This is a genomic window from Roseomonas indoligenes, from assembly GCF_017813365.1.
In the GTDB taxonomy this organism is placed as follows: Bacteria; Pseudomonadota; Alphaproteobacteria; order Acetobacterales; family Acetobacteraceae; genus Roseomonas; species Roseomonas indoligenes.
On sequence record NZ_JAGIZA010000022.1, the window covers coordinates 19,785 to 38,992 of the forward strand.

Sequence of the window (19,208 nt, forward strand, 5' to 3'; positions counted from 1 at the left end):
TGGGATCATCATCATGGGATGACACATGGAACGTTTCGATGATATCCTGCATCCGCAGGGTATCGGGTCGTAGGAAGCGTTCCATTGCGTAGTTACAAGCTTGATGATTCGGGGCTGAACGAGAGCGATGGCGGGTTCGACACTCCCTTCATCCCGCCCGGTGCCCTCGGCCTCGCGCCTCCCCAGGGCCTGACGCCGCCCGGCGCGCCGGTGCCGCCGATGGCGTCCACATTCCCCGATCCGGACCAGCCGGGCGCCCCTGAGCTGGACGTCTTCTACGGCCTCGACAGCGGCACGGTGCCGATGGAGGAGCCGGAGGACTATTCGGCCTCTTACGGCAAATGGGGTGCCTCCCGCAGCTTCGGCACCGCCGGGGGCGTGGTGACCTGGAGCATCGCCGGGGCCGGTCTCTCCAACGGCACGGGCAGCTACAGCTTCTTCACTGGCAGCACGGTGTCGCTGTCGAGCTTTCTCTCTTTCGATTACAGCGCCGTCCTCACTCAGGCCTTTGCCGCCTGGTCTTCGGTCGCGAACATCACCTTCGTTCAGGTGGCCGATGGCGGCGGCAGCATCGGTGTCGGCCTTTCCGCCAACATTCGCATCGGCGCCGGCTACGTGGATGGCCGCCCGGTCTATGGCAGCAGCGTGCTGGCATCCACCTTCCTGCCGTCCAGCTACACGAACCCCGCCAGCGTCGCGACCTCCGGCGACGTCGTCTTCGACAGCGCGGAGGGAAGCTTCTGGACGCCCAACAGCTTCCTCGCGGTCGCCACGCATGAGATCGGGCACTCGCTGGGGCTAAGCCACTCCGGCTTCTCCAGCGCTCTCATGTCCCCCTACTACAACGCCGCCATCACCACGCCGCAGGCGGATGACATCGCGGGCATCCGCTCCATCTACGGCTCGGCCAGCGGCTTTCCCGGGTCCGTGTCCATCAACAATGTCACCATCACGGAGGGCACGGGGGGCATCACCTATGCGACTTTCACGGTGACCCGCACCGGCGGGAGTTCCGCCTTCTCCGTGAACTATGCCACGGTTGACAGCACCGCCCATGCCGGCAGCGACTATGTCGCGACCTCCGGCACGCTTTTCTTTGAGAGCGGCGCCCTTTCGAAGACGGTTTCCGTCGCCGTCCTCGGGGATAGTCTTCACGACCCGAACGAGGCCTTCGTCGTCGCCCTCTCCGGCGCCACGAACAACGCCCTCGTCACCAACGGCGTGGGCGTCGGCACGATCCTGGACAACGACGCCCCTTTCCGCCCGACCGGCTTCGCCCTGGCCAGCTTCGCGCCCAACGCCGGCGGCTGGGCCAGCAACGACCTTGTTCCGCGCCACCTTGCGGACGTGAACGGCGATGGCGCGGCCGACATCATCGGCTTCGGTTTCGGCGGCGCGCTCGTCTCCCTCGCCAATGGCCGCGGCGGCTTCGACAATCCCGGCTACGGGCTGGGTGCCTTCGGTGCCGACAACGGCGGCTGGGTCAGCGACAGCCTCCTCCCGCGCGAGCTGGCCGACGTGAACGGCGACGGAATGGCCGACATCGTCGGCTTCGGCTTCAACGGGGTCTATGTTTCCCTCGCCACCGGTGGCGGCCACTTCGCCGGCCCCACCTTCGAACTCGGGGCCTTCGGTGCCAACAGCGGCGGCTGGGTCAACAGCAACATCCTCCCGCGTGAGCTGGCCGACGTGAACGGCGACGGAATGGCCGATATCGTCGGCTTCGGCTTCAACGGGGTCTATGTTTCCCTCGCCACCGGCGGCGGCCACTTCGCCGGCCCCACCTTCGAACTCGGGGCCTTCGGTGCCAACAGCGGCGGCTGGGTCAACAGCAACATCCTCCCGCGTGAGCTGGCCGACGTGAACGGCGACGGAATGGCCGATATCGTCGGCTTCGGCTTCAACGGGGTCTATGTTTCCCTCGCCACCGGCGGCGGCCACTTCGCCGGCCCCACCTTCGAACTCGGGGCCTTCGGTGCCAACAACGGCGGCTGGGTCAGCAACGACATCCTCCCGCGCGAACTGGCCGACGTGAACGGCGACGGGATGGCCGACATCGTCGGCTTCGGCTTCAACGGCACCTATGCCGCCCTCGCGACCGGTGGCGGGCATTTCGGGCCGGTGATGCAGCAGGTCGCCGACTTCGGCCCCTCGGCCGGCGGCTGGGTCAGCAACAATCTCCTTCCGCGCGAGCTGGCCGACGTGAACGGCGACGGCCATGACGACATTGTCGGCTTCGGCTTCGGTGGCGTTTATACCACCCTCTCCAACTACGACTGATCGGGTCCCAGCCGCCGTACCACCCGCGCCGGGTTCCCTACGGCCAGCACTCCCGGCGGCAGGTCGCGGTTCACCACCGCCCCTGCCCCCACCACCGTGTCGTCCCCGATCGTCACCCCGGGCAGCACGATGCAGCCGCCGCCCAGCCACACGTTCCGCCCGATCGTCACGGGGTGCGCGCTCTCGATCCCTGCCGCGCGTGGGCCGGGCTCCAGCGGGTGGGTTGCCGTGTAGATCTGCACGGCGGGCGCCACTTGGCAGTGATCGCCGAGGGTGATCGGCGCGCAGTCCAGGAACACGCAGTTGAAGTTGACGTAGGCGGATGCGCCAATGCGGATGTTGCTGCCGTAGTCGCAGCGGAAGCCCGGCATCACCATCGTCTTCGCGCCGATCCCACCCAGCAGCTCCTCCAGCGCGGCCCGACGCGCCGCCTCGTCCTCGGGCGGCAGGGCGTCCATGCGCAGCATCAGCGCCCTGGCCCGGTAGCGTGCCGCCAGGAGGTCCGGATCCATCCCGTCATAGGGAAGCCCGGCCAACATCTTCTCGCGTTCGGTCATGCCCCAGCATGGCCCGGCAGGACGCGCCCGACCACCCTACGGCGGGGAAGCGCGGCATCGCCGGGCGCAACAGCCAATGCGCCAGCGAGCGTGCGCGGCGCCTAGTCCGCCACCGCCCGGCTTCCCTCCTTCCCGTCGGCCGGGCAGTCCTCCACCACTTCCCGCGCCAGGGTCAGCAGCAGGCGCCGCAGCCAGGCATGGCCCTGGTCGGCCTCGAAGCGCCGGTGGAAGATCATGGAAAGGCGGGTGTGCTGCGTCGCCGCGGCCGCTGCCTCCGGCAGGGGCAGCATCGCCAGCCCGTTCGCGGCGGAAAGCTGCCGCGCCAGGCGGGAGGACAGGGTCATCACCATGTCCGTCCCCAGCAGGATGCTCGGCACAGCGGAGAGATGGGCGACCACCGCGCCCAGCCGCCGGGAGTGGCCGAGGTCCCGCAGGATACGGTCCATCGCCCCGTCCCGCGAGCCGTTGGGCGAGTGCAGCAGGTGCGGGAAGGCGGTGTAGCGCTCCAGGCTCAGCGGCCCATCCAGCAGCGGGTGCCCGGGGCGGACGAGGATCATGAAGGCCTCCGGCAGCAGCCGCAGCCGGGTGTAGAGGGCGGTGGGCTCCGCCAGCATGGCCACCGCCAGCTGCGCCTCGTCCCCTTCCAGCAAGGCATTGGCATTGGTGCGGTCCGCGTGGCGGATGGCCACCAGGATGCCCGGCGCCTCCTTCGCCAGGCGCGCGAAGAGCGGGGGCGCCAGGATCGCCTCCGCATATTCCGAGAAGGCGAGGGTGAAGACGCGGTCGCTCGTCGCTGGGTCGAAGGGGGCGGTGGCGGCCAGGGTCTCCTGCAGCCGGTCCAGCACCTCCGCCACCGGCTGCATCAGGGCGAGCGCGAGGCTGGTGGGCTCCACCCCCTGGGGTGCGCGCAGGAACAGCTCGTCCCCCAGGGCCCCCCGCAGCCGGTTCAGCGCGTTGGAGACGGCGGGCTGGGAGAGGTTCAACCGCGACGCCGCGCGGGTGACATGCCGCTCCCGCGCCACCGCGTCGAAGACGCGCAGCAGGTTGAGGTCGAGCTGCGACAGGTCCTTCATGCCCGGTGATCCCCCTGGGCCCCATCCTTGGCGCGGGCGGGCCCGGACGCCAAGGCCGCCAGTTCCTCCGGCGTGGCGGCGATGCGGTGCCGGACGAGCAGGGCGGAGAGCCCGGGTGAGGCCGTGAGCACGCAGAGCGGCACCGCCAGCACCGGCCCCGCCAGGAAGGGAAGGCCGAGCAGCAGCGCCGTCCCGGAGGCCGAGGCCAGTGCCGCGGTGCAGCCCAGCCCGATCAGCGTGTGCGGCCAAAGCAGCCGCGCCGCGTCCCGCCAGGCCACGCCGCGATCCGCCCGGTTCTGCGGCGCCCAGCCGCCCCGGCCACCGAGGGCCAGCCGGCCCAGGGCAAGGCTCTTGTTGAGAAGGCTGACCGGCTCCACCAGCAGGGAGAAGAGGATTTCCGCCCCCGCTCCGCGCAGCACCGCCCGGCGCCCGCCATAGAGGGCGGCGCGCTCCCGCCGCATCAGCAGCTCCGCATAGCCCATCAGCTTCGGCGCTGCGTTGGCGGCCCAGGTGAGGGCCAGCAGCGCCGCCAGCGCCCCCATGGGCGTCCCCGCCCCGCCGCCCGTCGCGGCATTCGCCGCCGCCGCCAGCAGCATCCCCAGCCAGAGCGGCGCGCAGAGGAAGAGCAGCATGGCCTGCGCCAACTGCCACCGCCCCATGAGGGTCAGGCCCGGCCGCAGGATCAGGTGGCGGTACTGCATGTTCCCCGCCCCCCAGCGCACGTCCCGCGCCAGGAACTCCGGCAGGGCGGGGGGATTGCCCTCCAGGCTGCCATCCTCGGAGGGCAGGCAGCGCACGCGCCAGCCGGCGGCGTGCAGGCGCACCGCCTCCACCTGGTCGTGGGAAAGGATGGAGGAGCCGTCCGGCAGGGGCGCGAGCCGCGCGTGCGCCCGGAAAGGTGCAATCCGCAGCACGGCGTTGTGGCCCCAGTAGGGACCGTCATCCAGCTGCCACCAGCCCTGCCCCGTGGCCCAGGCCCGCATTCCCGCACGCATCCCGAACTGGAACAGGCGGGGGAAGGCGCGCGCCGCCGGGCGGCCGGCGATGAGCTGCTGGATCAGCGCCAAGCCCGGATCGGCCTCCATCCCCCGCACCAGCCGCAGCACGGCGGCCGCCGACATCTCGGAATCCGCGTCCAGCATCAGGGCTAGGTCATGATCGCCGGCGTGATGGTCCAGGAACTCCATCACATTCCCCGCCTTGAAGCCGGTATTGCCTGCCCGACGGCGGTAGCGCACGGAAATCGGGCTGGCGGCGGCGAATGCGGCGACCGCCGCCGCCTCCGCCGCCGCATGCGCCGCGTCCGCGGTGTCCGAGAGGAACCACAGGGTGAAACGTCCTCCCTGCCCCGCCGCCGCCAGCCCATCCAGCAGCCGCCCCAGGGGGGGCAGCACGCCCTCCATGGCCTCGTTGCGGATGCAGACGGCAATGGCGGTGCGCAGGGGCGGCCCGATGCGCGGCGCGGCCACCTGCGGCACCAGGAAGGCCGGCGCATCCGGCTCCCGCAGCAGAAGAAACAGGCCGATCGCGGCGTTCGCCACACAGATCGCCGTCCAGGGCAAGGTTCCCAGGTAGAGGGCGGCGATCGCCGCCTCCCACCCCGTCCAGCCGCCGGGAAGCAGCACCCGCCAGAGCAGCGCCGCCAGCGGCAGGGCAACGACAAGGCAGAGCAGCAGGAAGAGCGCGCGGCGGAGCGCGGGGCGCTCCCGGTGCGTCGGATTCACGATCACTCACGGAAATGGGATGGGATCAGAGTAGCTTGCGCAACTGCAAACCGTGAGCACCTTATCGCACGTTATGGATGCCCTCACCCTTACCAGCGCACTCGCCCCCCCCGCGGCGGACGAGGCTGTCCTCTCTCGGCTCCGTGCCGTCATGCCGGCCATCGCAAGCCGCGCGGCGGCGCTGGACAGCATGGATTCCGCCCTGCCGGAGGCGGATGTTGCTGCGCTGGCGGAAGCCGGGTTGCTGACAGCCCCCCTGCCCCGCGCGCTGGGCGGCCGGGGCTGGGGCAGCGAACCCGCCGGGGCCGAATCGGTCTTCGAGGCGCTTCGGCTGGTGGGCCGGGCGAGCCTGCCGTTGGGCCGGCTCTATGAGGGCCATGTCAACGCGATACGGCTGGTGGCGGAGCACGGCACCCCCGCCCAGCACGCCGCCGCAGCCGCCGCCGCGCGGGACGGCCGTCTTTTCGGTGTCTGGAACACGGAGCGGCCGGGGATCGACCTGCGAATCGATGCGGAGGGGGTTCTGCGCGGAGGGAAGGTGCTCTGCTCCGGCGCCGGGCTGGTGGAGCGCGCCCTCGTGACGGGCCGCCATGGCGGCGAGGGCCCGCAGCAGATGCTGCTGGTGCCACTGGAGCGCGGGACGGACCGCGCGGAAAGTTCCGAGTGGCGCGTGACGGGCATGCGCGCCTCCGCCACCGGCACGGTGATGATGGACGGCATCCCCGCCACGGAGGAGATCGTGCTCGGCGAGCCCGACGCCTACATGCGCCAGCCCGGCTTCTCTGGCGGCGCCTGGCGCTTCCTGGCCGTGCATCTCGGCGGGGTGGAGGCGGTGGCCGCGGCGCTGCGCGAGCACCACATCCGCACGGGCCGTGGCGCCGACCCGCACCAGGCGGCCCGCTTCGGCGCGGTTCTGACGGCAGCCGAGACGGCCCGCCTCTGGGTGTTGAACGCCGCCCGGATGGTGGAGGAGGAGGTGGCCGAGCCCGCGCGGATCATTGCCTATGTCGATCTCGCGCGCGGCGCGGTGGAGCGGGCGGCGCTGGACGTGCTGGAACTGGCGCAACGCTCCATCGGCCTGCAGGCCTTCACCCGCGCCAACCCGGTGGAGCGGATGATGCGTGACCTCGCCACCTATCTGCGCCAGCCCGCACCGGACCGCGCGCTGGTGGCGGGCGCGGCCGCCGGGCTGGCCTTCGGCGAGGCCGTGGGCGACATGTGGCCGTGAGGGCCGGCGACTTCCTGCGGGAGGCCGAGGCGCTGCCGCTGGTTCCCTTGAACACGCTAGTCCCGGAAGGCGGCGTGCTGGTGCTGGCACCGCACCCCGACGATGAATCCCTGGGCTGCGGCGGGCTGCTGGCCGCGCTGGCTGCGGCGGGCCGCCCGGCGCGCGTGGTGGTGATGTCGGACGGCGCGGGATCGCACCCGAATTCCCGCACCCATCCCGCCCCCGTGCTGCGCGAGCTGCGGCGGCGGGAGGCCGTGGAGGCAATGCGGGCGCTCGGCGTCCCGCCGCCGATTTTCCTCAACCTGCCGGATGGCGACGTGCCCAGGGCCGAAACCCCGTCAGGAAACGCGGTTGCCTTCGAGAACGCGGTGGAGGCGGTGATCGGCGCCGCAATCGGGCTGGGCACGATCGCCGCCACGATCGACCTGGATCCGCATAAGGACCACGAGGCGACCTGGGCCATCGCGAAGGAGGCTTCGCGCCGCGCGGGGCTGCGGCTGCTGGGCTATCCCGTCTGGAGCTGGCGCCACCTCTATCCCGCCATGGCGCCGATTGCGCCGGTGGAGGTGCCGGCGCCGCCGCGCGGGATGCGGCTGGACGTCTCCGCGCAGATGGCGGCGAAGCGGCGCGCGGTGATGGCGCATCGGAGCCAAGTGACGCGGCTGATCGAGGACGATCCTTTTGGCTTTATCCTCTCACCCGCCGTGCTCTCCGTGCTGATGCGGCCCTTCGAGGTCTATCTGGAGGAGGTCGCGTGAAGCCGCCCGGCGAGAGCTTTGGCCCGCAGTTCTTCGAGGAGTTCTACGCGAAGGACCCGGATCCCTGGCGTTTCAGGACTTCGCCCTACGAGCGGGAAAAATACGCGGCAACCCTCAACGCCCTGCCGCGCGAGCGCTACGAGAGCGCCTTCGAGCTGGGCTGCTCCATCGGCGTGCTCACCCGCCTCCTCGCGCCCCGCTGCGCGCGGCTGCTCTCGGTTGATGCGGCCGAGGCGCCGCTGGCGGAGGCGCGGGACAACGTGGCCGAGATGCCCTGGGTGGAGATCCGCCGCGCCCACGTCCCGGCGGACTGGCCGGAGGGCGAGAGCTTCGACCTCATCCTGCTCTCCGAGGTGCTCTACTTCCTCAACCCCGCCGATCTCCGCAGGGTGACGGAGCAGGCTTTGCGCGCGCTGCGCCCGGGCGGCGACGTGGTGCTGGTGCACTGGTTGCCACCCGCGGATCCGCCCTTCCCGCAGACGGGCGACGAGGCGGTGGGGGGATTCCTCTCGCATGCCGGCGCCGCGCTGCAGCCTGTCTCGGCACGTCGCGAGGAGCAGTACCGGCTCGACGTGCTGCGGCGCGCGTGACACCGAATTTACCTGTCGCGCGGCAACGCCGGGGCCGGATCATTCGCTTGCATATTCGGTGCGCGGGCCTTCCGGCACGCTTATTCCCGCCACATTCAAGCGCGACATAGCGCTGAGCAACGGCCCATCGCGGCCTATCGGAGAGATGACGTTGACGGCTGCCACATCGCTCAGGATCGCGGTCGTCTCTCACCTGAAATACCCTATCGCGGAGCCCTTCCCGGGCGGGCTGGAGATGTACACGCACATGCTCGCGCGCCTGCTGAAGGCACGCGGCCACGACGTGACGCTCTTCGCCAGCGAGAGGTCGGACGCGGCCTTGAACCTGCGCACCTACGGCCCGCCCACCGGCACGCCGACGGATGACCGGGAGGCGGAGGCGACGGAGTTCGCCGAGCACCGCGCCTACGACGCCATGATGGACGACGTGGCGGCCGGCGGCTTCGACATCGTGCACAACAACGCCCTGCACTACCTGCCCCTGACCGCCGCGCGCCGCGTCAAGGCGCCGATGCTCACGGTCTTCCATACGCCGCCCTTCATGGAGCTGGAGAACGGCGTGCTGGAATGCACGCGGCCGGACATGCGCTTCGTCGCCGTCTCCCAGGCCGTGAAGGCGATGTGGAAAGATGTGGTGACCGTGGACGAGGTGATCTGCAACGGCATCGACCTCGACCTCTTCGCCGCGCGCACCGGGGCGCCGGCCCATCCCGCCGCCCATCCCGGCACCGGGCCGCACGCCATCTGGTCCGGCCGCATCGTGCCGGAGAAGGGCACGGACCTGGCGATCCGCGCCGCGCGTCGTGCCGGCATCCCGCTGCGCTTCGCCGGCCCCATCAGCAACCTCGCCTTCTGGCATGAGAAGATCGTGCCTCTGCTGGGCGAGGACGTCACCTATCTCGGCCACCTGAACCACCGCGAGCTGGCGGTCGAGGTCGCGCGCGCCTCCGTCGCGCTCATCACCCCGCGCTTCGACGAGCCCTACGGGCTTGTGGTCGCGGAGGCGCTGGCCTGCGGCACGCCCATCGCCGGCTTCGCGCGCGGCGCCCTGCCCGAACTGACGAATGAGAAGACGGGCTGCCTCGCCCCGCCCGATGACGTGGATGCGCTGGCGGACTGCATCCCCCGCGCCGCCGCCCTCTCCCGCGCCGCCTGCCGGGCGCGTGCGGCGGCGAACTGCGACATGCACCGCATGGTCGACCACTACGAGGCGCTGTACCATCGGGAGATCGCCCGCGCCGCCGCGGCAGGGGCCATGGCCGCAAGGTAGGAATCCCGCTTGAGTCCCGCCCTCGTCGTCTGCATTCCCGCGCGGAACGAGGCGGAGCGGCTTCCTCGCCTCCTGCGCGCCCTGGCGGCGCAGGAAGGCCCCGCGCCGCTGCGCGTTCTGGTGCTGGCGAACAACTGCACGGACGGCACTGCCGAGGCCGCGCGCCGAGAGGCCGCGCCATCCCTGGAGTTGCGCGTGGAGGAGGCGGTGCTGCCGCCGGATCGTTCCCATGCCGGGGGGGCGCGCGGGCTGGCCATGGGGCGGGGCGCGGCGTGGCTGCGCGAGGCCGGCGCTACCGATGGCGTGCTGCTGAGCACGGATGCCGATTCCGAGCCGCCGCCGCACTGGGTCGCCGCCAACCTCGCCGCCATCGCCGCCGGGGCTGAGGCCGTGGGCGGCGCCATCCGCATCGCGCCGGAGCCCGGTGCCGCTGTGCCGGACTGGCTGCAGGCCGCGCAGGCGCGCGTGGCCCGATACTGGGAAGCCGTACGTGCCCTGGCCCATGCCATCGATCCGCTGCCCTATGACCCGCCGCCGCGCCACGGCGACCACACCGGCGCCAGCCTCGCCGTGACGCTGGCGGCCTTCGAGGCCGCCGGCGGCGTGCCCGCCATTCCCACCGGCGAGGACAACGCGCTGGTCACGGCCATCGAGCGCAATGGCGGCCGCCTGCGCCACCCGCCCGATGTCTGGATCGCCGTGTCCGCGCGCGAGGACGGCCGCGCCACCGGCGGCATGGCCGGCGAGGTCCGCCGCTGGCGCGAGATGGCGGAGAGCGGCGCGCCCCACCTGCTGCCCGATGCTGCCTTCTGGCAGGCCCTGTTCATGCGCAACCGGGCCCTGCGCGATTCCTGGCCGCGCGCCGATGCGCGCATTGCCGGCGCCGATCCCGACATCCTCGCCCGCACGGCGCGGGAGAGCGTGAACGCGATCGCCTTCGTCAAGCGCGCCGAACCGCTCCTGCCGCCACTGACGCCGGAATGGCACGAGATTGCCCGCGCCACGCGCGACCTGGAAGCGATGGTGCGATGAGGCCCGTCGGCTACTACGTGCACCATCAGGGCATGGGCCACTGGCACCGTGCCGCTGCCCTGGCACGGCAGATGCGCCACCCCGTGACGCTGATCGGCACCATGGCGGAGCCGCGCGAGGCACCCTGCCCCGTCCTCGTTCTGCCCGACGATGCCGGCGCCGACGGGCGCCACGGCGATCCGGCCGGCGTGCCCGGCCTGCACTACGCGCCGATCCACCACGAGGGGATGCGCGTCCGCGGCGCCGCCATCGCCGGATGGATCGCGCGGGAACGCCCGGCCCTGATGGTGGTGGACGTCTCCGTGGAGGTGGCCGTTCTCTCACGCCTCCTCGCGACGCCTTTCCTCTACTTCCGCTTGTCCGGCACGCGGGACGATGCGCCGCACATCACCGCCTTCCGCGCCGCCGAGGCCCTGATCGCCCCCTTCCCCGCCGTGCTGGAGGATCCCGCCACGCCGGACTGGGCGCGTGCGAAGACCTTCCACGCCGGTTTCCTTTCCGGCAGCGGTGCCCTGCCCTCCTCGGGCAGTGGGATCGTCGCCGCCTTCGGGCGCGGCGGCACGGGCGGTGACGCATCCGCCCTGGCGGCTGCCGCACGCGCCGTTCCCGGCCAGCGCTGGCGCGTCCTCGGCCCCGTCACCGGCCGTGCCGACCTGCCGCCCAACCTGGAACTGCTGGGATGGCGCGACGACGCGAGCGCCATTCTGGCAGAAGCCGATCTCGTCGTCGGCGGCGGAGGGGACGGGCTGGTGGCGGAGGTCGCGGCCCTCGGCAAGCGCTTCCTCTGCCTGCCGGAGCCACGGCCCTTCGACGAGCAGGGAACCAAGGCCCGCCGCCTCGCCGCCCTCGGCGCGGCGGTGGTGCGGGAGGAGTGGCCGAAGGACTGGCCGGAGGCGATCACTGCAACGCTCGCGCTGGACCCCGCGCGCATCGCAGCGCTGCACGATCCGCAGGCCATGGCGCGCACCGCCGCCTTTATCGACGAGGTGGCGGCGCGGTTCGACGGAGCCTAGCCCCGGCCCTTACTGGCCGGGCGCAACCGCGATGCAGGGCCCTCGCGCCGTGCGGCAGGCCCGGCGTGCCCGGTCCTGGGAAAGCCCGGTCACGCGCGCGCGCCAGAGCCAGCCGCTACGCACCCGCACGCGCCGCAGATCCACCGTGCCGCCCCCTGCGGCCGCGCGCCGCGCCGCGGCCTGTGCAGGCCCGCGATCCGCGTAGGCGCCCACCTGCACCGCCCATCGGCCGGGCACGGGTGCCTTCCGCGCGGCGGGCGGCCGCGGGCGGGGCACGGCCGCACGAACGACCGGGCGCGGCGCCGCCACACGGGGCAGCGGCCGCAGCGCGGGCGCGATGGCCGCGGCCTGCGCGGTGCCGACGAAGCGCAGCCCGCCGCGCGAGGCCATCATCGTGCCGCCCTGCGGTGGGGCGATCTGGTCGAAGCCCTGGTCGAGCAGCGCCATGACATGCGCGTCCCGCGCGGCACCGCTCGCGCCCCCGAACACCACCGCCACCAGCCGTCTTCCGTCGCGCACGGCGCTGGCGGCCAGGTTGAACCCGCTGGCATCGATATATCCCGTCTTGATCCCGTCCGCGCCGTCATAGGCGGTGAGGAGGCGGTTGTGGTTGCCGATGTAGCGCCCGCGCCAGTCGAAGCCGGAGGCGCTGAAATAGGCGTAGCGCTCGGGGAAGTCCCGGATCAGCCGGCGGCTGAGGACCGCGATGTCGCGCGCCGTCGTCACCTGCCCACGGTCCGGCAGGCCGGATGCGTTGCGGAAGGTGGTCCGGCCCATGCCCAGCGCGCGAGCCTTGCGCGTCATCATCCGCGCGAAGCCGGCCTCGCTCCCGCCGAGATGCTCGCCCAAGGCCGCCGCCGCGTCGTTCGCCGACTTCGTGACGAGCGCCATCATCGCCTCCCCGACCGAGATCGTGGAGCCCGCGCGCAGGCCGAGCTTGGAGGGCGGCCGGCTGGCGGCGTGTCGCGAGACGCGGATGCGCGTGCTCTCCGTCATCTTGCCGCGCCCCAGCGCCTCGAAGGCAAGGTAGAGCGTCATCATCTTCGTCAGCGAGGCCGGGTAGCGCGGCGCGTCCGCATCCACCGCGAACAGAACCTCGCCCGTTCCCGCATCCTGCACGAAGGCGGCGTAGCGCCTGTCGCCCGGCTCCGCACGCGACGGCAAGGCGAGCGCGGCCGGGGCAAGAAGCGACACGGCGAGCAGCGCGGCAAGCGCCAGGCGGCACCGCGTGGCACGGCTGAGAAGCGGCATGGCTGAACATCCCCCAACAGCACGGCCGCCTCCGCCTCGGGCCGCGCGGTTCGTCTCCGCCAGGCCCCCCGGCCCGACGGTTCGGCGCCGCGGAACCCCTATGCGCCGCGACCGCGCGCAGCATGGCGCCCCGGTGCGGCACCAGGAAGCGCGCGAGGAAGGATGTCGGGGAAAGATACCTTCTGACACGCACCGTCATGCGCCGTGACGGACGATGCAGGTGTGTCCCGAAGGACAGCGTCAATCCCACACATGCAAGTCCGTCGCTCAAGAAAACGCAAGCCCGCGGCGCGCCTTGCCGGATGGGGGATGGCCGCTATCCTTCCGCCCGCGGGCGCGCGGCGTCCGCTTCCCCCGCCCTTTCGTGGAAGCACCGCGCTTGCGCCTGATCCGTCTCGCCGTCGCCCTGCTGATCCCCGTTCAACTCATACTGGTGAAGGATGCGCCCGCACGCGGGACGACATCGCCTGCGCGGGCCGAGGTGGCTGTGGAACCGAGGGCGCCGTCCGAGCAGGACATTCTCTTCGCCTATCACCGGATGCGCGGCACGGAACCGGATTTCGGCGCCCTCGCGGTAACGGAGGTGGACAGTCGCCCGCCCCCGCCGCAGCGCGCGCGCGATCCCGAGCGGGAGCGGCGCTACCTCCTCGTTCTCGCCGAGCGGCGGCTGCGCGCGAACTTCGCCGCTTTCGACCTCGACCGCTCCTTCCGCATCCACGCCGCCGCGGACGTGCTGGGCTACGACGCGGAGCGCGGCGGCATTCCGCTCCGCACCGGCGTGTTCCGCGGCATCTCCATGCGGGACGCAACGGATGGGGAGCGCGGCTTCACCCTGCGCTTCCGCAACCCCGACGCGATCCGCGCCATTCCCGCCGCGGATTCGCATGCCGCCGGCGCGCTGCTGCAGAATGCCGGGCTAGCATCGCTCGGCAACTGGGCGGGGCCGGGCGTTCTGGTAATCGACTTCGTTTTCGCCGGCACCGTGCCCGCGCTGCCGGAGCTGAAGGACACGCCGGTCCTGGCGGAGATTACCTCCGCCCGCGTCGAGACGCGCGAGGGACGGCCGCTGCACAGCTTCGCTTCCGTCGGCTCCCGCAGTTCCGCGGCGGCCATGCGGCGGGCGGGCTTCCCGCCGCTGCTCGGGGCTGAGCTCACCGGGATCCGCATCGGGATGCCACCGGAGGAGGCACGGCGGCTCGCGCTGCAGGGTCATCCCCAGGCGCTGGCCTCCGGGTTCTTCAGCGAAGCACGGCAGGGCGCCGCCGATGCGCCGCGCTGCTCGCGCGGGCTCGTCGCGGATATCCGCGCCTTCAACCTCCCCCTCGCGCCGAAGGATTCCTACGCCGCCTGCATCGCCTTCACGGCGGGCGACGGGGATGGCGGCCTGTCCGAGGTCACCTGGCTGCGTTTCCTGCCTGGCACTACCCCGGCCCTCCTGCGCGAGGATCTGGAGCGGGAGCACGGCATGCCGGAGGAACCGATGAACGGCGGCATCCTGTGGCTCGGCCGCGATCCCGAGCGGAAGGGCCTGCCGGAGCTGCTGGAGCTGCGCGCGGACATGGCCGAGTTGCAGGAGGGCGGGCCGGAGCGGGAGCCCGGCACCCTCCTCGCGCTCACGCTCCGCCGCCTTCCCCTGCCCGCCGAGGACGGGGGCTGAAGCGCCTCAGCCGAAGGCCCCGCACTCCAGCGAAACCACCGCTGTCGCTTCCCGGACCATCGCGAACATCTCCCGCAGCGGTTCCATCAGCTCCGCGTGCTCGCGCCCGTAGCCGCCGTGGCGCGGTGCGGGCGGCTCGCCATAGTCCAGCGCGGCGCTCGGCGGCTCGTGGGCGGGGAAGACCTCGTCCAGCAGCTTCGCCGCCTCCTCCACGTCCAGCCGCAGCAGGCGGCGCAGCAGCCCGTCCCGCGTCACGCCGTGGCGGGGCGAGAACTCGGGAATTCCGACGGCGCGCATCCAGATGCGCTGTATCATCAGCAGCCGCACCGCGTGCACGGCAAAGAGCCGGTCCGACATGAGCGGCGCCTCGGTCGGCCAGGCGCCGCGCAGTGCGGTGTCATCCGCCAGCAACCGGCGGAAGGTGCGGCGCACGGGATCGCCGAGCCCGAAATCCTCCAGCGCCGCCGCCACGGCCGTCAGCGCGGCCGCATTCGCGGGGCGGCGCGCATTCGCTGCGCGATCCAACCACATCCCGGGATCGAGGGTGGCGACATAGGCGCGCAGCACGTCAGGATCGGAGAGGGAGAGGCCCGCCCGCGCGAAGGCCATGGCGCCCGCGAAGCGTGGCGACTTCCGCACGAGTTCCGCGAAGCCCTCCGGCTCCCGCGAGGCGCCCGCCCCCAGTCCCTGAGTCAGGTTGGCGAGGAAGCCCAACTGCTGCAGCACGGCGTTGTTGGGGATGGCACGCAGCTCGCGCGGGTGGCGGATCGTGGCAGGGCCGCCCGTGTCGCTCTGCCGGGCTGCGGGGCGCGATCCCGTGCGGTCCAGCAGCGCCGGCCCGAAGCCGCCGAGCAGGCCCGCATAGCCGGGATCCTCCACCAGCGCCGCCATGGCGCCGCGCATCCCCGCGAAGAGGTCCGCCGCGAAGCCGGCTTCCACATAGACGGGGTCCTGCACCTCCGCCGGCAGCGCGGCGAAAGCGTGCTCCGCGATCCGGGCGACGGTGGCGTGCGCCAGGGCGGGCGTGCCGAAGAGCTGGTAGCCGTCGCCGCCCTGGAAGCTCGTCTCCAGCCGGAGCGGGATGCGCGCGGCCGCCATGGCGGCGCGCACGGCGGGCGGGTCCACATAGGCGAAGCGCGCGGCCAGCCCGTCCGGGTGGCCGCCGCGCCCCAGACCTTCGCCATGGGTGTCGAACATCACGATTTCCAGGTCCGACAGCCCGTGCCGCTCCAGCAGCCCGGCCACGCGCAGCTTCAGCCGCTCGATCAGGTGGGATGCGGCGGGCTGCCCGACATAGCGCCCGGAATCCGAGTAGCCGAACTGCAGGCAGAGCCGCCCGATGCCTTTAAGGTAGGCGCGCCAGTGCGGGGATCGCAGCGCCTCCTCGATCACCCGCTCCCCGCGCATCTCCAGCGCCTCGGCCGTCTCGAAGAGCGGGCTGATCTCCACGTGCCGCTCCGCGCCGCAGATCCGCGCCAGCAGCAGCGCGCAGAGCAGCGTGAAGCCGCTCTCCGTCTCCGCCACCAGGAAGCGCACGGGCTGGGATGCGTCGACGTGCTTGGCGATCTGCGCGACCGTCATCATCAACCGCATGGCGCTGGCCGATTCCGCCAGCAGCCCGCCCGTGTCCACGGGTTCCGCTTTCGCCTCGTCCAGCGCGGCGTTGATGGCGCCGAACAGGGCGCGGCGGCGCGCCACGTCGTCCGGCCCGCCGCCTAGCGCCGGCGCCCGCAGTCGCGCGGCGTTGTGCAGCTGGCTGGAATTCAGCCGGACATGGGTGTGCGCCAGCGACAGCCCGTGCGCCACCAGCCCGGCCCGCGCGACGAGCAGCGCCACACGCGCGCCATCATCCGGCGCGGCGGCGATGGCGCCGCCGAACAGTTCCAGCAGCGGCTCCGGCGTGGTCAGCGCGTCGTCCCGCCGGTCCACCAGGGCCAGCGCGAAGCGCCGCGCCGCCTCTGGATCGGGCTGGCCGGAGGGGGGGCAGGCCGCGATCTGCGCGCGCACCGCCTCCAGCGCCAGGGCCAGTCGCTCACGCAGCGGCTCCGCGCCATCCGGCGGCAGGGCGCCGATCTGCGCTTCCAGCCGCGCAAGACCCAGTTCCTTCATCCGCAGCCGGAGCCGCAGCGTGTCCTGCCAGCCGATATCGGTGCGCCCGTCCGTGTCGTAGCCCACCCAGGAGGAGAGGATGACGGGCGTGGGGATCAGCCCCCGCCAGCGGTCCGGCCAGGTCTCCCGCGCCACGCCGAGGAAGGCGGCGGAGAGCCGGTCCAGCGCGTCCCGCCCGTTGGCGATGGCGAAGGCGGCCTGGGAGAACTCCTCCTCCAGGTCCGGCGGCACGGGGCGCAGGGGCAGGCCCTCGGGGATCGGCGCACCGCAGGCGGCCTCGGCCAGGGCGCGATTGGTCTCCCGCGGGAGGGAGAAGGTGGGGTGGGCGGTGAAGACCGCCGCCGCCCGGGGCCGCTCGCAGGTCAGGCGGAAGGCGGCGAAGGGCACGGGGCTGTCCGCCGGGTCCGGCCGGGCGGCGCGCTTGGCCACGGCGATCAGCGCGGCATCCGTCTCCGCCGCGTCCGTGCCGCCCACCTGCCGGGACAGGCGCTTCGCGCGGTCGGCAAAAGCCTGGTCCCCGATCCGCCGCAGCGCCGCGCGCAGGGCGGGCAGGTCCAGTTCCCCGTCATCCAGCCGCCGGCTGAGGGCGAGGGCCATGGCCAGCGCCGGGGTGGCGAAAGGATCGCCCCGCCCTTGGGCGCGGGCCGCCGCGGCCAAGGCCACGAGGTCGGGCGGCGGGGCGCCCTCCTTGCCGGCTTTCGCCATGCCCGACTTCCTTCTGCTTCTGGCCGGGGGATGCTGCGGCCGCGAGGGACGGCCGGCAACCGCGCCGGACATGCTGCGCTGCAAGAACTCTGGCAAAGCCCTTGCGTAGGACAGTACCGCATACCGGAACGTGCCGGGGCGGATGAAGGGATCAGGGGCCTGCGCGTCCTTCTCGTCGATGCGGACACCGAGCGCGCCGCCCTGGTCTCGGCCGGCCTGCGGGCGGCCGGCTACGAGGTGGTGGCCCTGGCACCCGACGCCGCCGACCTGACCCGACGCGTCCGCGAATCGGGCGCAGAGGTGATCGTCTGCGACCTGGACGACCCCGGCCGCGACGCGCTGGAGAGCATGCGCGCCCTGAACCGCGACGAGCCCCGCCCCGTGGTCCTCTTCGCCGAACGGGGCGAGCCCGAGCAGATCGAGGCGGCGCTGGAGGCAGGGGTGGCCGCCTATGTCGTGGAGGGCCTGGCGCCCACCCGTGTACGACCGGTGATCGAGGTGGCGATCCGCCGGTTCCGCGCCCATCACGCCATGCGGCAGGAGCTGGAACAGACCCGCGCCACTCTCGCCGCCCGCACCATCATTGATCGCGCCAAGGCGAGGCTCATGGAGCGCGGACGGCTGAGCGAGGAGGAGGCCTATCGCCGACTGCGGCGGTCTGCGATGGACCAGGGACGCCGCATGGTGGACGTTGCACAGACCATCCTGGACAAATCCTAGGCATTTGCACGCACCCTTCGTCAGATGGCTGCGCTCTGAGAAGAGGAGGACGAAGGATGGCTTATAGGGCGGGAATGGCTCGCAGGGTTCGTGCCTCTGGCTTCTAAGGTAAAAATGATCGGCGGAGATTTAGGGTAATGGCAATTCAAAGAATTTTACCCAGTTTATTCCTGAACCAGCCCACCACCCGAGATTATGTGCCACACCAGAAAGAAGGTCTGTCCATTCCAAGGATCATACATCAAACATATCGATCTTGGGACGCTATACCCACAGTCATCCGTGACAGTATAGCCGAGATGCGCGCGCGCAATGTCGGCTGGGATTATCGATTCTACGATGATGCTGCCGTCAGTCAATTTATTCGAGATGCTTACGGATCAAATATACTGGCTCGCTTTGAGCGGATCGACCCCCGATATGGTGCGGCGCGGGCCGATGTATTTCGCTATCTGTTGGCCTATCACACGGGCGGTGTTTACCTCGACATCAAGAGCACGGCTAGCCGCCCCCTGGACGAGCTTTTACTCCCAAATGATCGATTGATACTCGCGCAGTGGCCAGAGGACGCGGCCTTCGATGGTTGGGGTAGCCACGACTGGGATTTCGCCGGGAGGATCAAGGGCGGCGAGTTCCAACAATGGCACGTTATATGTGCGCCTGGCCATCCCTACATGCACGCAGTAATCAATGCGGTTCTCCGGAATATCGACTGCTACATCCCGCAGATGCACGGCTGCGGAGTCAATGCCGTGCTACGTTTGACAGGACCGATCGCTTATACGATTGCGATGTTGCCGCTACTAAATGCCGGGCTGCATCGGACCGCGCAGCAACACAGGGACTTGGGCCTGGATTATTCGATGCTTCCAGCCAATGCGGATCACAAGAAGATTCTCGTGTCGCATTACAGCAAGCTGTCGCAGCCGATCGTTCACCCTTATTTTGCCCAAAAAGTGTTAGGGCGCCTCTACACACTATATGACGGTTTGCGGAAGTGACCATTGTCCCGACATCATGATCTCGTGAAATGCAATAAAGAACATCCAACGAAACAAGCCTGCGCCGTGCAGTGCCTGGCGGTCGTTCGCCGTTGCGGCAGACAAGCTTTTCCGTCGAATGTTGATGGCTAGGCGGCTGAGGCTCTATCTTCGAAAGAGCCGCCGGAGCACGCTTGGTCCTGCGACAATTTTCAGAGCTCACGTCACCACTCCACTGGTAAGCGCGCCGGCAATCGAACC

Annotated in this window: 15 protein-coding genes; 10 read left to right on the forward strand and 5 right to left on the reverse strand. The window is 71.2% G+C overall.

The features are described from left to right. The first annotated feature begins 84 nt into the window (after nucleotides 1–84). Complete coding sequence (locus J5Y10_RS23830; RefSeq protein ID WP_209376629.1) at nucleotides 85–2,280, forward strand: matrixin family metalloprotease; 2,196 nt, start codon at nucleotides 85–87, stop codon at nucleotides 2,278–2,280. Here J5Y10_RS23830 and J5Y10_RS23835 read toward each other — a convergent pair. The 3 genes from J5Y10_RS23835 to mdoH all read right to left on the reverse strand — a co-directional run bounded on the left by J5Y10_RS23835 (nucleotide 2,271) and on the right by mdoH (nucleotide 5,634). Then, nucleotides 2,271–2,837, reverse strand: a complete 567-nt coding sequence (locus J5Y10_RS23835; protein ID WP_209376630.1) for a sugar O-acetyltransferase — start codon at nucleotides 2,835–2,837, stop codon at nucleotides 2,271–2,273. The two genes, J5Y10_RS23830 and J5Y10_RS23835, sit on opposite strands and share 10 nt — an antisense overlap. Before the next feature lie 101 nt (nucleotides 2,838–2,938). Beyond that, entirely contained in the window at nucleotides 2,939–3,910 is a 972-nt protein-coding gene (locus tag J5Y10_RS23840) for a LysR family transcriptional regulator (RefSeq protein WP_209376631.1), read from the reverse strand. Then, nucleotides 3,907–5,634, reverse strand: coding sequence for a glucans biosynthesis glucosyltransferase MdoH (mdoH, locus tag J5Y10_RS23845; RefSeq protein WP_209376632.1), 1,728 nt, complete (start codon nucleotides 5,632–5,634; stop codon nucleotides 3,907–3,909). The genes J5Y10_RS23840 and mdoH overlap by 4 nt, the downstream gene beginning before the upstream one ends. A 151-nt stretch (nucleotides 5,635–5,785) precedes the next feature. Between mdoH and J5Y10_RS23850 the strand changes: the two genes are divergently transcribed. The 6 genes from J5Y10_RS23850 to J5Y10_RS23875 all read left to right on the forward strand — a co-directional run bounded on the left by J5Y10_RS23850 (nucleotide 5,786) and on the right by J5Y10_RS23875 (nucleotide 11,525). Further along, nucleotides 5,786–6,862: an acyl-CoA dehydrogenase family protein gene (locus J5Y10_RS23850; protein ID WP_245215031.1), complete on the forward strand. Its 1,077-nt coding sequence runs from the start codon at nucleotides 5,786–5,788 to the stop codon at nucleotides 6,860–6,862. Then, a complete protein-coding gene (locus J5Y10_RS23855; RefSeq protein WP_209376633.1) occupies nucleotides 6,859–7,620 on the forward strand; it encodes a PIG-L deacetylase family protein in 762 nt (253 codons plus the stop codon). Before J5Y10_RS23850 ends, J5Y10_RS23855 begins: the two co-directional genes overlap by 4 nt. Further along, entirely contained in the window at nucleotides 7,617–8,210 is a 594-nt protein-coding gene (locus tag J5Y10_RS23860; protein ID WP_209376634.1) for a class I SAM-dependent DNA methyltransferase, read from the forward strand. Before J5Y10_RS23855 ends, J5Y10_RS23860 begins: the two co-directional genes overlap by 4 nt. 151 nt (nucleotides 8,211–8,361) lie before the next feature. Then, nucleotides 8,362–9,480 carry a glycosyltransferase gene (locus tag J5Y10_RS23865; protein WP_245215032.1) on the forward strand — a complete coding sequence of 373 codons (1,119 nt, stop codon included), beginning with the start codon at nucleotides 8,362–8,364 and terminating at the stop codon, nucleotides 9,478–9,480. A gap of 9 nt (nucleotides 9,481–9,489) precedes the next feature. Further along, the gene (locus J5Y10_RS23870; RefSeq protein ID WP_209376636.1) at nucleotides 9,490–10,512 is read left to right on the forward strand and encodes a glycosyltransferase family 2 protein; all 1,023 of its coding nucleotides are present in this window, start codon (nucleotides 9,490–9,492) and stop codon (nucleotides 10,510–10,512) included. Next, entirely contained in the window at nucleotides 10,509–11,525 is a 1,017-nt protein-coding gene (locus J5Y10_RS23875) for a glycosyltransferase (RefSeq protein ID WP_209376637.1), read from the forward strand. The genes J5Y10_RS23870 and J5Y10_RS23875 overlap by 4 nt, the downstream gene beginning before the upstream one ends. A gap of 9 nt (nucleotides 11,526–11,534) precedes the next feature. Here the strand turns inward: J5Y10_RS23875 and J5Y10_RS23880 are convergent, their stop codons facing one another. After that, entirely contained in the window at nucleotides 11,535–12,776 is a 1,242-nt protein-coding gene (locus J5Y10_RS23880; RefSeq protein ID WP_209376638.1) for a D-alanyl-D-alanine carboxypeptidase family protein, read from the reverse strand. Nucleotides 12,777–13,155: 379 nt separating this feature from the next. Between J5Y10_RS23880 and J5Y10_RS23885 the strand changes: the two genes are divergently transcribed. Beyond that, complete coding sequence (locus tag J5Y10_RS23885) at nucleotides 13,156–14,433, forward strand: hypothetical protein (protein ID WP_209376639.1); 1,278 nt, start codon at nucleotides 13,156–13,158, stop codon at nucleotides 14,431–14,433. Between the two features lie 6 nt (nucleotides 14,434–14,439). Here the strand turns inward: J5Y10_RS23885 and J5Y10_RS23890 are convergent, their stop codons facing one another. After that, nucleotides 14,440–17,247, reverse strand: coding sequence for a phosphoenolpyruvate carboxylase (locus J5Y10_RS23890; RefSeq protein ID WP_209376640.1), 2,808 nt, complete (start codon nucleotides 17,245–17,247; stop codon nucleotides 14,440–14,442). Between the two features lie 30 nt (nucleotides 17,248–17,277). Between J5Y10_RS23890 and J5Y10_RS23895 the strand changes: the two genes are divergently transcribed. Together J5Y10_RS23895 and J5Y10_RS23900 are read left to right on the forward strand one after the other, a co-directional pair. Continuing rightward, nucleotides 17,278–17,967: an ANTAR domain-containing response regulator gene (locus J5Y10_RS23895; RefSeq protein WP_245215033.1), complete on the forward strand. Its 690-nt coding sequence runs from the start codon at nucleotides 17,278–17,280 to the stop codon at nucleotides 17,965–17,967. A 299-nt stretch (nucleotides 17,968–18,266) separates the two neighbouring features. Then, nucleotides 18,267–18,968, forward strand: coding sequence for a glycosyltransferase family 32 protein (locus tag J5Y10_RS23900; protein ID WP_209376641.1), 702 nt, complete (start codon nucleotides 18,267–18,269; stop codon nucleotides 18,966–18,968). Nucleotides 18,969–19,208 lie beyond the last annotated feature (240 nt).

Excerpts from the sequence above, each read along its gene's own strand:
- J5Y10_RS23900 (WP_209376641.1), top strand. The coding sequence starts at position 18,267 with ATGCGCGCGCGCAATGTCGGCTGGGATTATCGATTCTACGATGATGCT.
- J5Y10_RS23895 (WP_245215033.1), top strand. The coding sequence starts at position 17,278 with ATGCTGCGGCCGCGAGGGACGGCCGGCAACCGCGCCGGACATGCTGCG.
- J5Y10_RS23840 (WP_209376631.1), bottom strand. The coding sequence starts at position 3,910 with ATGAAGGACCTGTCGCAGCTCGACCTCAACCTGCTGCGCGTCTTCGAC.
- J5Y10_RS23880 (WP_209376638.1), bottom strand. The coding sequence starts at position 12,776 with ATGCCGCTTCTCAGCCGTGCCACGCGGTGCCGCCTGGCGCTTGCCGCG.
- J5Y10_RS23835 (WP_209376630.1), bottom strand. The coding sequence starts at position 2,837 with ATGACCGAACGCGAGAAGATGTTGGCCGGGCTTCCCTATGACGGGATG.
- J5Y10_RS23850 (WP_245215031.1), top strand. The coding sequence starts at position 5,786 with ATGCCGGCCATCGCAAGCCGCGCGGCGGCGCTGGACAGCATGGATTCC.
- J5Y10_RS23875 (WP_209376637.1), top strand. The coding sequence starts at position 10,509 with ATGAGGCCCGTCGGCTACTACGTGCACCATCAGGGCATGGGCCACTGG.
- J5Y10_RS23890 (WP_209376640.1), bottom strand. The coding sequence starts at position 17,247 with ATGGCGAAAGCCGGCAAGGAGGGCGCCCCGCCGCCCGACCTCGTGGCC.